Origin of the sequence: Vibrio sp. 14N.309.X.WAT.E.F5, from assembly GCF_030397615.1 — a bacterium.
In the GTDB taxonomy this organism is placed as follows: domain Bacteria; phylum Pseudomonadota; class Gammaproteobacteria; order Enterobacterales; family Vibrionaceae; genus Vibrio; species Vibrio lentus.
In genome coordinates, this window is the sequence record NZ_JAPNXR010000013.1 from 45,126 (window position 1) to 58,562 (window position 13,437).

Annotated in this window: 11 protein-coding genes; 5 read left to right on the forward strand and 6 right to left on the reverse strand. The window is 42.7% G+C overall.

The window, feature by feature from the left end; all coding sequences use genetic code 11:
* Nucleotides 1–13: 13 nt before the first annotated feature.
* Together OW495_RS15015 and OW495_RS15020 are read left to right on the forward strand one after the other, a co-directional pair.
* A complete protein-coding gene (locus OW495_RS15015) occupies nt 14–2,506 on the forward strand; it encodes a VolA/Pla-1 family phospholipase (RefSeq protein ID WP_289887250.1) in 2,493 nt (830 codons plus the stop codon).
* 230 nt (nt 2,507–2,736) lie between these two features.
* Entirely contained in the window at nt 2,737–3,294 is a 558-nt protein-coding gene (locus OW495_RS15020) for a PhnA domain-containing protein (RefSeq protein WP_017111983.1), read from the forward strand.
* 67 nt (nt 3,295–3,361) lie between these two features.
* Here OW495_RS15020 and OW495_RS15025 read toward each other — a convergent pair whose 3' ends face one another.
* Complete coding sequence (locus OW495_RS15025; protein ID WP_102513933.1) at nt 3,362–4,276, reverse strand: LysR family transcriptional regulator; 915 nt, start codon at nt 4,274–4,276, stop codon at nt 3,362–3,364.
* A gap of 247 nt (nt 4,277–4,523) precedes the next feature.
* Here OW495_RS15025 and OW495_RS15030 point away from each other — a divergent pair, with 247 nt between their 5' ends.
* The 3 genes from OW495_RS15030 to OW495_RS15040 are packed head-to-tail and all read left to right on the forward strand — an operon-like array spanning nt 4,524 to nt 6,975.
* Nucleotides 4,524–4,736: a DUF1656 domain-containing protein gene (locus OW495_RS15030; RefSeq protein ID WP_065105717.1), complete on the forward strand. Its 213-nt coding sequence runs from the start codon at nt 4,524–4,526 to the stop codon at nt 4,734–4,736.
* Between the two features lie 9 nt (nt 4,737–4,745).
* Nucleotides 4,746–5,606, forward strand: a complete 861-nt coding sequence (locus OW495_RS15035) for an HlyD family secretion protein (RefSeq protein ID WP_065112986.1) — start codon at nt 4,746–4,748, stop codon at nt 5,604–5,606.
* 13 nt (nt 5,607–5,619) lie between these two features.
* Nucleotides 5,620–6,975, forward strand: a complete 1,356-nt coding sequence (locus OW495_RS15040; protein ID WP_102513934.1) for an FUSC family protein — start codon at nt 5,620–5,622, stop codon at nt 6,973–6,975.
* Nucleotides 6,976–7,071: 96 nt separating this feature from the next.
* On the opposite strand, the gene OW495_RS15045 is transcribed toward OW495_RS15040, so the two are convergent.
* The 5 genes from OW495_RS15045 to OW495_RS15065 form a co-directional block, all read right to left on the reverse strand.
* Nucleotides 7,072–8,358, reverse strand: coding sequence for a DEAD/DEAH box helicase (locus OW495_RS15045; protein ID WP_102513935.1), 1,287 nt, complete (start codon nt 8,356–8,358; stop codon nt 7,072–7,074).
* A gap of 247 nt (nt 8,359–8,605) precedes the next feature.
* The gene (locus tag OW495_RS15050) at nt 8,606–9,346 is read right to left on the reverse strand and encodes a DUF1223 domain-containing protein (RefSeq protein WP_102513936.1); all 741 of its coding nucleotides are present in this window, start codon (nt 9,344–9,346) and stop codon (nt 8,606–8,608) included.
* 194 nt (nt 9,347–9,540) lie between these two features.
* Nucleotides 9,541–9,729, reverse strand: coding sequence for a hypothetical protein (locus OW495_RS15055; protein ID WP_010429554.1), 189 nt, complete (start codon nt 9,727–9,729; stop codon nt 9,541–9,543).
* Nucleotides 9,730–10,041: 312 nt separating this feature from the next.
* Complete coding sequence (locus OW495_RS15060) at nt 10,042–11,043, reverse strand: TerC/Alx family metal homeostasis membrane protein (protein WP_065112982.1); 1,002 nt, start codon at nt 11,041–11,043, stop codon at nt 10,042–10,044.
* Nucleotides 11,044–11,620: 577 nt separating this feature from the next.
* Nucleotides 11,621–13,360, reverse strand: a complete 1,740-nt coding sequence (locus tag OW495_RS15065; protein ID WP_102513937.1) for a bifunctional UDP-sugar hydrolase/5'-nucleotidase — start codon at nt 13,358–13,360, stop codon at nt 11,621–11,623.
* Between the last annotated feature and the right edge of the window lie 77 nt (nt 13,361–13,437).

Below are 13,437 nucleotides of genomic sequence, written 5' to 3' on the forward strand. Positions count from 1 at the left end.
CGGGAATAATTACATGAACAACAAATTTTCTTTATCTCTCGTATGCTCGGCATTACTACTTTCTGGCTGTGGGGACAACAGTGAAAGCTCTGGCGATTCAACAGCTGCACCTTATTCTGATGCAATTAACCAATCATTGGCTAGAAGTTCAAAAATTAGCTTCACTCTGCTAGGCAATGAAGCAGATGTACCTCTTCCTTCGTTTTTCTTATTTGATACCAACGATCACACTTTAAACATCCCGTTAGATGCAAATTCAACAGGACTGTTGAATGACCCAAAAGTAGCCATGGGTGAAGCTGATGGTTGGAGTACTATCATGCCATTCACTATTAATGTGAATCTTCCAAGTGATAGGACGCTGAAGAATGATGTCGTGATGAACGGAACGACGCCGTTTAGCGCGCACCTAAATTCCGGGGTAAAAGTTGCTAAAGTGGATGTTGATCTGAGCACCGGTGTCATGTCTAACTTTACTGCGCTAACTGCTGGAGTTGACTACTTAGTGGCATCTAGCGATTTCAAGACGATACAAGTTTTACCTCTTAAAGGTTTAGATCCTAGCTCTGACTACATCTATGCACTAACTGACTCAATTATTGATAGCGCAGATGAACCACTAGGAACATCAAGCTCCTACGCGTCTTTAAAAACGACAGATATAGACCAAGCAGGCTCGCTCGATTTACCACAAAAAATCATCCATCAAGTTGAAGCTTTATTCGCTGGCTATGGTGAAGTGTCAAGTTCAGATGAGATCATCTATTCATCTTGGTTTACGACTGCTTCAGCAGGTAACGTTATGAACGGGACCAAAGCTGCAATTGCACAAACGATTAGTCCCGCAGTTAACCCTTCTGATATATGGAAGAACCTAGCGAATCCAAATAATATTTCGGTAGCTGATCTCGACAAGCTGTATACATTCACAGTTGATGGAGCGAAACAGGATTTTGCTACAGCTGTACAAGCTGACGCGATGTTTAAAAGTGCTTTTGGCGAAGATGCTGCTACACAATTAGCAGCTGGTTACAATGCTAACTTCTCAGCACCAGCTGCAGCTTCTATTCAAGTGTATAGAGGAACCGTTGAGCTACCGTACTTCTTGTCTGATTCATTAACAGACGATGAGTGGAAAAAAACGCCTTGGCGCAGTGCTATGCCTAGTGTGTTAACTATCCTAAATGTACTAAGCTCAGGAAGTGATGCGGACAAAACAGCCATCGCTACACAACTGGCAGGTATCGGGATTACTGAACCTGCAACTCAACTATATCAAGCAGAATACCAACAATTACTCATTGGAGAAAAGTTAACTCTTGCGAGTGGAGAGCAATTGGATAGCTCTAGGGTTATGACTAAATACAGCGCAGTTCCGCAAATTCGCTCAGTAAAGTCAGTGCCGTTCATTATGTTTGTTCCTGAAGGAACATTGATCGGTAACGATTTACCAATTCTTCAATATCAACACGGTATCACTAACTTGAAGGAGAGTGCTTATGCATTTGCAATTCAACATATTGCTGGAGGTTTAAGTAGCAAGCCCTACGCTATCATCGCAATCGACCAACCACTTCACGGTCAACGCGGACTAAGTGCGGATGTCGTGACGACACCAACGACCCCTACCGTATACATGAATCTTGAGTACTTGCCTGTTGCTCGAGACAATATTCGCCAAAGTGCAATTGATGGGCTTGGAGTTCGCTTTGCTTTAAATTCTGCTACTGATGCAGCATTCAGTAACCTAGATAAGACAAATGTTTCTCTATTTGGCCATTCTATTGGTGCCATTACAGGAATTAGCTCCTACACGGTTGGTAACACTGAGTTGAATTCTGCAATCGACTCTATGTTTAGCTATACAAGTGCTACCCTTGCTAACCCAGGTGGAGGCATTGCACCGTTCTTGCTAAATTCAGGTTCTTTCTCGCCAGAGATCAAGCATACGGTCAGCCTATCAAGTGTAACCGAGTACCAAGCACACTATACGAGTAACTGTGCGCCAGTAAGTAAGTCTGGTGGTGTTTGCTTTGCCGAATATTACACTGCTTTAAGTAGTGATAGTGCTTCTGCTTCAGACAAAGCTATCAAAGCGACAATCGACTCTACCCAGACTTCATTCATGTATGCTGCTCAAACAGTTCTAGATAATGTTGACCCTTACAACATTGCCTCTACCACTTTGGGACCGGTATTTGGTATTCAAGCCGACGGTGACGAAACAATACCAAACTCTGTTGCTGAGATCCCAACAGCTGGAACCGAACCACTGTTTAAAAAGTTATCATTGGTTAATACTGCACTGGACTCTTCGGGAGACAAGCTGGCTTCGTATTTTGATAAATCATCATCAGAGGCTGAACACTCTACTGTAATTTCTCAGCAAAATGCTGGTGATGCAGCAGCCAACGCAGAAATGACCTCGCAAATTGTACAATTTACCTTATCGCAGGGGACTGGCATTGCAAGCGTAACCGCTGGCTTGTTAGATGCGAGCAAGTAATAATCGTATGATCAAAAGTTAATCAAACCAAATGCCAGCCTAACCGCTGGCATTTTTGTATCTGTCGTTCGAACAATTCCCTAGTTAACCGTTTGCATAAACCTTTAAAACACAAATGGTTGATCTCAGCTAAAATTAATCAAGACAGAATACCGTACGACCTCTTTCTTTATTGTAAATAAAGTGGATAATAGCCCCGTAATTTAATACCTAATAAATGTGAGTCCATTATGTCTTCTGAAGCTACGATGCTAGAACGCTGCCAATCTAAATGTGAACTATGTGGTTCTGATTCTTCTCTTACTGCATACGCAGTGCCGCCACACAGCCACGTAACAGTGGATCACGGCATCATGGTATGTGACAAATGTCTTGGTGAAATCGACGATCCTAAAGATATCAACCACTGGCGTTGCCTAAGCGACAGCATGTGGAGTCAAGAAGCGCCAGTTCAAGTAACTGCATGGCGTCAACTTACTCGTCTGAACTCTGAAAGCTGGGCTCAAGACGCGCTAGACATGATGTACCTTGAAGAAGAAACGTCAGTTTGGGCACAAATCGGCATGTCTGCTGATGATAAGCCTCTTGATGTGAACGGCGTTGAACTTAAGAAAGGTGACGACGTAACAGTAATCAAAGACTTGCCAATCAAAGGTACTAACCAAGTGATTAAGCAAGGTACTGTTATTCGCGGCATCAGCGTTGGTGACGATCCTAAGCTTGTTTCTGGTAAAACGAACGGCGGTCAATCAATGTACGTAATCGCTGAGTTCTGTCGTAAGAAGTAATCTTACGGTAAGAAAGTGATAGAAAACGAAAAGGCGCTGATTAGCGCCTTTTTTACACCTGAAATTCTTACAACTTGAAGCTATCAATAAGGTGCTCTCGATAGTTCTTGATGACCGATACCAAAGAACCTTTTATTCCGCTGATTTGTTTTGAGTGCGGACACCATAATGCAAAGCCAAACTTGAAACCTTCTACCATTTGTTGGGAACGAATAGGTTCTATCGAATACTTCGAAAACTCCAAATCAGTAAAAAAGGCTTTAGGTAACAATGACCACCCCAACCCTTCTTCGAGCATTTTGATAATCAAAACCAGTTGGTCGATTTCTTCATAATCCGAGCTCACAATAATCTTTTCTGACATCCCTTCTTCAATCAAAGATCTCAATACAAACTGCTTCGAATTGCGGAGTGCCACAAGGACTTCATCTTTGCTCAAGGTAGATAACTCTCCACCTTTTTGCGCAAATGGAAAGAATTCGAAATGCCCTAGAAAAGTGGCATCTAAACTGTGCATAGCACGGCTATCATGAACATTAACCAAGCCAAAATGGTAATCGCCAGTCTGTAACCCTACTTTAATTTCTTTCTTATTCCTGACGAGGAAATTTACTCGCATCATCGGAAAGTCGTGTTTTAACTGCTTACGAATATCCACCAGCACACGTTGAGGAATCACACTAGAGTAAGCAATCGTAATGTTTTCTAATCCACCATAGGACAGACTCAACGCCACTTTGTCAAAAGTCCTAGCTTGTTCGATCGTCTGTTTCGCGTAGTGATAAAGAAGGTGCCCGTCGTCGGTTGGCTCGACAGAACGGCCGACTCTTTCAAAAAGATCGACTGCGAGATGATCTTCCAAGTTAGTAATAACTTGTCCAATAGTCGTTCTGTGCTTATTAAGCTTTACTGCAGCTTTACTAAATGACAGTTGCTCGTAAACGGTCACAAACGCGAGAAGTTGTTCAATACTAAAATTCATTCGATCGCACTGGCTTTCTTGATTATCTCTTTAAGTTATCACGAAATGGTCTGTTTGCACTTTTTGAGGACAACAAAGACAAATCAGATCGACTATACGAGTGTAATTTGTCTAATTTGTAATCATTACCCATCTATAGAGACCATAGTTTCCTAATTTTGATGGATCCGATCCTCTATAAGCGATTATCCAAATTGTGCCAACTGCTTTATCGTTCTGACTATCAGAACGAATAGAGAACAACACCATGAACACAATGCCACATGAACTCGTGTGGGGTGAAATCTACTTCCCACCGCTGTTACTGGTTATCGCGCTCGCTTATATGCTGACGATTTTGACGGGTTCAATAGCAACCAAGTTCGGACTGCACAAATATGTCGCCTTTCCTGCATTAGCAGAAATAAGCCTAATTGTGATTTTTACTGGCGTGATTGGCCAATTCATTCCCATCTTATAAGGCCTTACCTTGATAAAACGTTACCTCATCACATTACTATTATTTGTTGCTGCAGGCTCTGTGGTTTATAGCTATTACCAATCTTATACAAGCAACCCTTGGACGAGAGACGGGCAAGTCAGTGCCTACATAGTGTCTATTACTCCTCGAGTCACCGGACAAATCATCAAAATCCACGTAGATGACAACTCTCAAGTGTCTAAAGGCGATCTACTTTTTGAGATCGACCCTAGTATTTATAGAGCGGCTTACAACAAAGCACTAGCGACACAAAAACAAGCGCTTGCTCTACTTGCGAAAGCAAAGAATGAAGAGCAACGTGCAGCGAACCTAGAAAAGAGAACCCCTGGTGCCGTGCCCGTTTTAACGTTGAACAACTTAAGCAATGCTGTTGAAACTTCATCAGCGAATGTTCAAGTAGCCAAAGCCAATGTTGAAGAAGCACATTTGAATCTCGAATTTACCAAGGTCTATGCGCCTACCAACGGATACATTACTAATTTTAACTTACGTGTTGGATCGCAAGTGGTTGCCAACTCACCTGTGGTTGCGTTGATCGATGAAGATAGCTTTTGGATTGAAGGTTATTTTAAAGAAACCGACCTTGTTGGGGTCAATCCACAAGACAAAGCGTTTGTCACTCTCATGATGCACAACAACGTCCTGTTGAAGGGTCACATCAAAAGTATTGGATTTGGTATTGCTAAACAAGATGGCAGCACTGGCAATGATCTTCTACCTAACGTGAACCCAAACTTCCAATGGATTCGTCTTGCTCAGCGTATACCGATTAAAGTGAAGTTAGATAATGTACCTGAAGACCTACAACTTCGTGTTGGGATGACAGCTTCAATCAAAATAATCAAATAGTTGGATGGCTTTTATGTTCAATGCATCAACCAAAGAAGCGATTAAAGCAGCGCTTTCAATCGTTATCGCGATCTGCCTTGCGCTGTGGTTCCAATGGGAGAAACCTTATTGGGCTGCAATAGCGGTTGCCGTAATGGCATTGAACGAGAGTTTTGCTCATTCAATCAATAAAGGCCACAACCGTTTAATGGGCACCCTATTAGGGACCGGTTATGCCTTTTTCTTGATCGCGATGTTTTCACAAGATCGTTTTTTGTTCCTGACGTTTTTTACCTTGTTCCTAGGAATATGTATCTTCATGTCGAGTGATGAAAAGTATGGGTACGTCTTTTCGATTGGGTTCGCTGTATGTTCCATCATCGCGTGTATGGGTGGTTTCGATAGTCAGGTGACGTTCTACTTTGCGGTATTACGGATACAAGAAACTCTGCTCGGCGTGATAACGTTCTCTATTGTGTATCGCTTAATTTGGCCGGTAAACACGGAACAAAATTTTGTACAGCGCTTTGAAGCAAGCAGAGAGACATTGTTAACCGCAATGCGTAACACCGACAGCTTAGATATTGAAGCCTTAGAATCCAACACCGCGAATATTGATAAGCTCTACCAACTGCTAGATTTACCATTAAACGGCAGTTATCACCTTAAAGAGAATATTCAAGACTGGCGTTTGAGAATCCATGAAATGGCTCATATTCAGGCTCGACTGCTTGAACTCGCTTCAGATGAGCTTACTCAAGCTATTGATTGGGTCGCTCTCACCCAAAAAATGGAAAAACTGGAGTTAATCGCGCCACACCAGTCATTGATTGGTGATGTGTCGTATGTGGTCGGTAAGAACCAAGGAGTTTCTTGGCACCACGAACATCGCACCTTTGTTCAACATTTAAATGAGGATGGGAGAAAAGTCTTACAAGGTGTCTCGATGTTCGTAACATCGCTATTGGTTTGGATATATCTACCTGTACCAGGTGGTTTTATCTTCCCAATGATTGCAGGTGTGTTTTCTTCCATGCTACCGACCATGCCACCTAGTGTTATCAAAGATGCATTTTTCGGGGTAATCGGCACTGGTACCATTATTTTGCTTCAATACATATTTATCATGCCAATGATGAGTGAACTTTGGCAACTCGCACTTTTTTATTTCGTTAATAGCGTAGTGATATGGAAGGTATTCGCAACACCTAAGCTTATGATTCATAGGATACTTGGTATTAACCTGCTCGTCGTGCTTACTTCTGGCGCTCTAAACCTAACGCCGATATACCAGATTGAAACGCCATTGCTTATGTTGACCACGATCCTGATTGTCTTGATGATCGCCAAGCTATTTACTGACCTCTTTAGAGTAAAGAGCACTGCTTAACTTAAGCGTTAACAAGATCTTTTGAGAACAGACTGACAGACACTCTAAAGGCGCAATTAAGCGCCTTTAGAGTATCCATAAACAACTGATTCTTTATCAGTTATTTCTCAACCAAACATCTTGGTTTTTAGGTGCTTTCTTCTTTTTCTTCTTACCTGTTCCAGCAGGTGGCGCAACGGGTTTTAATGCAGCCACAAGTGCAGCGGTTTCTTCTTCATCCACTTCAAAGCCTTCGATTTGCTCACGCTCAAGACGAATTTTGTTCTTCTTCTCGATGATTGTGAAGTGATGGTAGTCTTCGTGATCGATCAAAGATAATGCTAAACCAACTTCACCCGCACGACCACTTCGGCCAATACGGTGCATGTAGTCTGATGGACTACGTGGTAAGTCAAAGTTGATTACTACAGGAAGCTTTTCAATATCCAGACCACGTGCTGCGATGTCTGTCGCGATCAGAACGTCAATCTCGCCAGATTTGAAATCTTCTAGGATACGAGTACGTGAACCTTGCCCTTTATCACCGTGGAATACCTCCGCAATGATACCGCGCTTGTATAGCTTGTCTGCCAAATGTTCACAGCTGTTCTTCGCATTAACGAATATCAGAGCTTGTCGCCATTCGTGTTGTTGAATCAGGTGCGCTAACAACGCTGTCTTACGGCCTTTTTCGACTTCAAATACACGTTGAACCAGTGTGCTTGCATTAGCACTTTGAAGTTGGACTTCAATTGGGTCGTTCAGTAATTCGTGAGTCAGCGTTTTAACTTGCTCAGGGAAAGTCGCAGAGAACAACAAGGTTTGCTTCTTGCTCGGCAGCAGCTTCAAGATCGCGTCGAGCTCTTCTGTAAAGCCAAGGCTCAACATACGGTCTGCTTCATCAAGCACTAACGTTTTTACTTTATCGAGTTTGATAGCGTTGCTTGAGATTAGGTCAAGCAAACGACCCGGCGTTGCCACCAAGATGTCTGTGCCGCCACGTAACGCTTGCATCTGAGTGTTCACCGATACACCACCGAATACACAAACGGTTTTGATTGCACCGTTGAAATGCACTGCATAAGACTTAACGCTATCGGCAACTTGCTTAGCAAGCTCACGTGTAGGAACCAAGATAAGGCCAGAAACATAGTTACCTTTGCCCGAACGACGGTCTAAAGGTGCACCTTCATGGATCTGCTGTAACAGTGGAAGAGCAAATGCTGCGGTTTTACCTGAACCTGTATTTGCGCCTGCAATTAGGTCGCGTCCTGCTAACACACTTGGAATAACTTGCGCTTGGATAGGCGTTGGCTGTTGGTATTCAAGCTCGGTTAGACGAGCCATCAAAGGAGAAATTAAGCCAAGATCGGAGAAGTTGGTTGGTGCTGTGGTGTTAGTCATTAATTGCAGGAACTCAAAGCTAAAATAATAGCGCGCTATATTAACGTATTTCAGCAGTATTACGTAACTAAATCGCCCCTTTATCCCTTGTTTCAGTGGTTAAGACCCACCAAACCAAGTAAGAGATGAAGTAAACGGTATTAGAAGTGCTCTAATCATCGTCTCAGCTTCATCTCAATGTCGTTTATCTTATTGGATTATCACTCGTGTAACACGGTTGCTCTTGTAAAACGGTCATCCTTACAATTTAGTTCAACCACCCTGCTACCGTTTGTTCGGGCGCATACGAATTAGGCTCGGTTAACCACACGGCTACAGCATCTGGCGTGGCGACTAATGGATCAAAATCGACATTGAATTGCCATTTGGATTCGCCGCGTTGGTAACCATCGTAAACCACCACAAAATCATGCTCGAGTTTCTTACCTCTGTTCTCACCTGCTTTAACACTAGTGACTTCGTTCATCGCTAATAAGGCAAGATGAGCCACATAATCTCCTTTGCCTTCGTAGCTTACACTGAACGTATCGCCTTTATGATTGACGGTTAGCTTAGGGTTACTTTGTTGTTGGAGCGAAGGGAGATTTCTATCGAGCCAATTAAAGTAACCGCGCCACTCTTTTCCATCAACGATAAAGCCCGGAGTATAAACGCCACTTGTTACTCCATAAGCTTTGTACAAGCGTTGCTTCTGACTGAATGCCTTGCTCGCAAACTTATCTCCCCACCCTAGGTAATCCCAGTAGTCGACGTGATAGGCAAGCGGAATGACTTGTGTCCAAAGTTTTGGATGGTCTTCAAAAGTACTGAGGTAGGCATCAGCAGGCGGACAACTTGAACAACCTTCAGAGGTGAACAGTTCGATAACCTGCGCAGGTTGACCTTCATTACTCCAGGTTTGTGCATTCGACACAGAAGAGTAAAAGCCGATCGGTAAGGCAAGTAAACAGAGTTTAATCAATGGTGAGTTGCAGTTGGCGTGTGACATACAGAGATCCTTGTACGAAGCGAATTTACTGGCGCTCAAATACAGACCGTTATGCCTAAGTCTTTCTTTCAGGTGATAAGTTTCTTTCAGGTGCTTATTTTGCGAAGAGATAGAGTTTATTGCAGATACAAAAACGCCAGCTTCTGAAGCTGGCGTTTTCTTAAAATTCTATATTTTACATGTTAACGCTAAGATTAACGGTTAATACCGATATCGCGTTGCATGTGACCAGATAGGTCGCTTGCGTAGTAACTACGTGGAGAGTTATCTACGAAAAGAATATCGAAAATGTGTGCAATCAATCCTTTGAAGTTAACCGAGTAGGTCTTCTTATCCATAGAGTTAGGAACAGCGATAGTATTCATTTGCATTGCTTGAGCCATGATTGCCTCTCTATAAATTTGTTTATGTGGTTCGTTCTGATGACAAGAATAATAGGTGATCTTTTGCAGGTTAAAAAATGACTAAAATTAGACATTCGAATTAGTTTTTCTAATAAAACAAACCATTAACAACCTCATGAAATACATATGCACAATGGGTGAGTATAAATTCAATATGATGCAGAAATCATGCATTTAGTACAAATAACCCCCAAACAAAAGTGGCCAATGTCACAGAAATTTTACATAAATAAATTTTCTACTTCATCGACCACGTATCCCTTATCGAGTTTTCGATAAGTTATATTTGTTTTAATTTACTTGTTCAATGTCTGGCTTCTTTGCATAAATCGACGCTATAACCGCAATCGTCATAGTAGAAATCAGCACCGCTAACGACCAATACGTTGGGATAGCCCATTCGCTGTCGACCAGTAGCATTTTCACACCAATGAAGACCATGATGAACGCCAATGCTGGCTTCAAGTAGATGAACTTATCCATCATTCCTTGCAGCACAAAGTACAGAGAGCGAAGGCCAAGTAGCGCAAATACGTTTGCAGCAAGTACCAAGAACGGTTCTTGTGTCACAGCAAAGATAGCTGGGATAGAATCCAGTGCAAACATCACGTCCATGACGGCAATCGCACCAATCACCAACATCATTGGAGTGAACGCCCATTTAGCGCCCTGTTTAACCATTAACGCAGGACCATGGAAGTCTTCAGTGACAGGCATAATTTTACGAAGTAACTTCTCAGGTAGTGTGTTAACACTCTCTTCTTCGCCCTTGTCTAACGCCAGCTTAATACCAGTACCAATCAAGAACGCCGCAAACACGTAAAGCACCCAGTGGTATTCAGCCAACAGCTGCGCGCCTAATGCGATCATAATTGCACGAAGCACCAATGCACCGATTACCCCCCAAAGAAGCGCACGCGGTCTTAGATGCTCTGGAACTTGGTATTGAGCAAAGATCATCGCGAATACAAACAAGTTGTCTACGCTCAATGATTTTTCTAGCAAGTAACCGGTAATGAATGACACCGTTGCTTTTTGTGCGGTGTAGTCACTATTTGGAGCATAGATGTCCCAAAATAGATAGATAGAACCGGCAAACAAAAACGCGAGTACGAACCAGAAAACGCTCCAAATTGCCGCTTTCTTAATGGTTACGCTGCCACCACGAGTTTGATAGATATCAATAGAGACGAGAATTACTGTCAGCAGGAAAAAGCCCACATAAGTCGTCATGATTGGCGATGAAAAAAAGGATTCACTATTGGTAGATAATAGAGATTGAGTTGAGTTCATTATTCCTCCGGGCGGAAGAACTGTACAAAGACCTTCCGCAAACAAAGCATATCAAGCTCCATTATGGATCTTGACTGTGATTGCGTTGGTCTCGTTGAAGTGAAATATGGGATTTCACCTTTACATACCGGATAGACTCTTGGCCTAACGAGATGACGATATGTAAACTTGCGCTAACTACTCCCCAAACGCGTGGATAATATTCCCCTATTTATGTTTCGTCTAGATAAATTTGTTCTAAAAAAGAAAAAAGGAGCAAAAGCTCCTTTTTCTATTAGCGCTGTTTTATCAAAATGACACACACATTGATTCTAAGAATACCACTCACGCGTTCACCCTAGATGAATGCTTAGTGATACTTGAAACGAATGATAGTCACCTATAAACCAGCCATGGGTACCCAGTACACTAACGCAGACCAAACAGACACCCACCCAACGACGGCTACCGCGTCTAACCAATCTTTCTTATTCATGCTTATCTCCACAAGAAGGCAACCTGCAGGAATAAAGCATAAACAATGCCAAATTTATAAATTACTCTAATTAATAATACTAAGTGCAAGTATTATTAATTATTATCGAAAGCACTCCATGCAATTAAGCGGCTCGTTGTATTGAAGTGACTCAGGGTGGTCTTGTAAGAACTCAATAAAGCAGTCGGCCATTGAATCAGTAGTAACAAAGCCATCGCCTATCATATCTAAGACGGCGTTATAGCCTTCTTTGCCTTTCATGGTGTAGGCCGATGACGCGCCTCGGTAAATTCGGTCGCGAGACACTGGCTGCCAACCGGATGCTTCAGAGTGTATTTCTAGATGATGAATACGATGTCCTAAGGGTGCTTCTTTGTGATAGCAAAATCTCAAGTTATGAGTATAAGGAAAGCTGCCAGAACCCGTACCGACCACACCGTTATCCAATGCGTTATTAATTGCCCCTTCTAACATGCCTGCGATCGTTTCACCTTTTACGTCATACACACCAATAGGTACGGCAAACGGTAGTAGTTTTCCGGCAATATCGGCAACGGAGACGTCTCCGCTATTGAGTGAGTTTCTCACCCCACCAGAATTGTGGATGGCAAATTCTACGCCGTGTCCTTTTTTGTTCATCAGGTATTGAAACGACTGAGCAACCAAAGGCGCAAGTTGGCTAGGCCCTTGTTCGTCAGGGATACGAACATGGCGGAGTTTTGTGCCAGCATGAGCGATAACTTGTTGTTGAAGCTTGCGAACTCTTGGCTGATATTTATCCGTCAAAATGCTTTGCAGTTCAGGATCTTTCTTACATACCACGATATTCGAATGGTTGTTTAAAAACTCACACGCCATATCGTGAGCATCGCCTTGCCCTACTTCACTTAATTTGGCGTCTATAAACAATCGTCGTCCCAACAGCAGTTCATTCTTGCCATTAAAGTGTGTCACTTTGCCTGCAGAATCGAACTCAATTTCACAGTGTCCGAGGCTCATTGCGTGGAAACCGGCTTGTACAACATAGGTGTCGCCAATTTTTACGCCGTAGTCATCGTCTTTCAATAAGCCGATATCTGAGAAATCGCCTTGCAAACGATGGCTATGGCCGCCAACAATCACACCGATGCCTTGCACATTCGAAGCTAGCTCTAAATCAGCTTCATAACCAAGGTGACTAAGCAGCACTATCTTGTTAATACCAGCCTGGTGAATTTGTTCTATCGTTGCTTTTGCCGTTTCTAGCGCGTTTTCAAATGGTGTATCAAAGTCTGGATTCGCAATGCCCGCCATTTTGTCGATGCTTAAGCCGAATATTGCGACCTTCTCGCCATCAAACTCTTTCGTTATAAAAGAAGCACTTCGCGTTTCAGTTAGATAAGGCTTAACAATGTCGTTGTCCGCTAAGGTATGAGTTTTATTGATATCCTCATTCGACAAATTCCAGTTACCCGCCAACAATGGGAATCTGATTCTTTTAGCGAAAATGGCGACAGGCTCATTGCCCATGTCTAGCTCATGGTTGCCAAGGGTCATGGCATCAATATTAAGGGCATTCAACAAGTCGGCGTTGGCTTTTCCCTTGAATAAAGAAAAGTACAACGTGCCTTGGAAGCAGTCTCCAGCATGCAGGAACAATGTTCCGACCTTCTGACGCTTAGCATCTTGCTCTAATTGTTTAAAGCGTGTTGAGATTCGAGCAAAGCCACCAGCACTGACATAAGGTTCAATGATGTGGTTGTTCATTTTAAGTGATAGCTGTAACGAGGTTGGTTCAAAGTATGAGTGGGTGTCGTTGATGTGTGCCAACACTATTTTTGTTGGCTTATTCTTTTTAGTCATATTTTCTTCTCTCTTTGTCCCTTCATACTAGGTTGAGAATCATGACAGAATCGTGAATTTTATGAAACTGCACTGCA

Coding starts and splice junctions, on each gene's coding strand:
- OW495_RS15050 (WP_102513936.1), bottom strand. CDS start 9,346: ATGTCACACGCCAACTGCAACTCACCATTGATTAAACTCTGTTTACTT.
- OW495_RS15040 (WP_102513934.1), top strand. CDS start 5,620: ATGTTCAATGCATCAACCAAAGAAGCGATTAAAGCAGCGCTTTCAATC.
- OW495_RS15015 (WP_289887250.1), top strand. CDS start 14: ATGAACAACAAATTTTCTTTATCTCTCGTATGCTCGGCATTACTACTT.
- OW495_RS15055 (WP_010429554.1), bottom strand. CDS start 9,729: ATGGCTCAAGCAATGCAAATGAATACTATCGCTGTTCCTAACTCTATG.
- OW495_RS15025 (WP_102513933.1), bottom strand. CDS start 4,276: ATGAATTTTAGTATTGAACAACTTCTCGCGTTTGTGACCGTTTACGAG.
- OW495_RS15045 (WP_102513935.1), bottom strand. CDS start 8,358: ATGACTAACACCACAGCACCAACCAACTTCTCCGATCTTGGCTTAATT.
- OW495_RS15030 (WP_065105717.1), top strand. CDS start 4,524: ATGAACACAATGCCACATGAACTCGTGTGGGGTGAAATCTACTTCCCA.
- OW495_RS15060 (WP_065112982.1), bottom strand. CDS start 11,043: ATGAACTCAACTCAATCTCTATTATCTACCAATAGTGAATCCTTTTTT.
- OW495_RS15020 (WP_017111983.1), top strand. CDS start 2,737: ATGTCTTCTGAAGCTACGATGCTAGAACGCTGCCAATCTAAATGTGAA.
- OW495_RS15065 (WP_102513937.1), bottom strand. CDS start 13,360: ATGACTAAAAAGAATAAGCCAACAAAAATAGTGTTGGCACACATCAAC.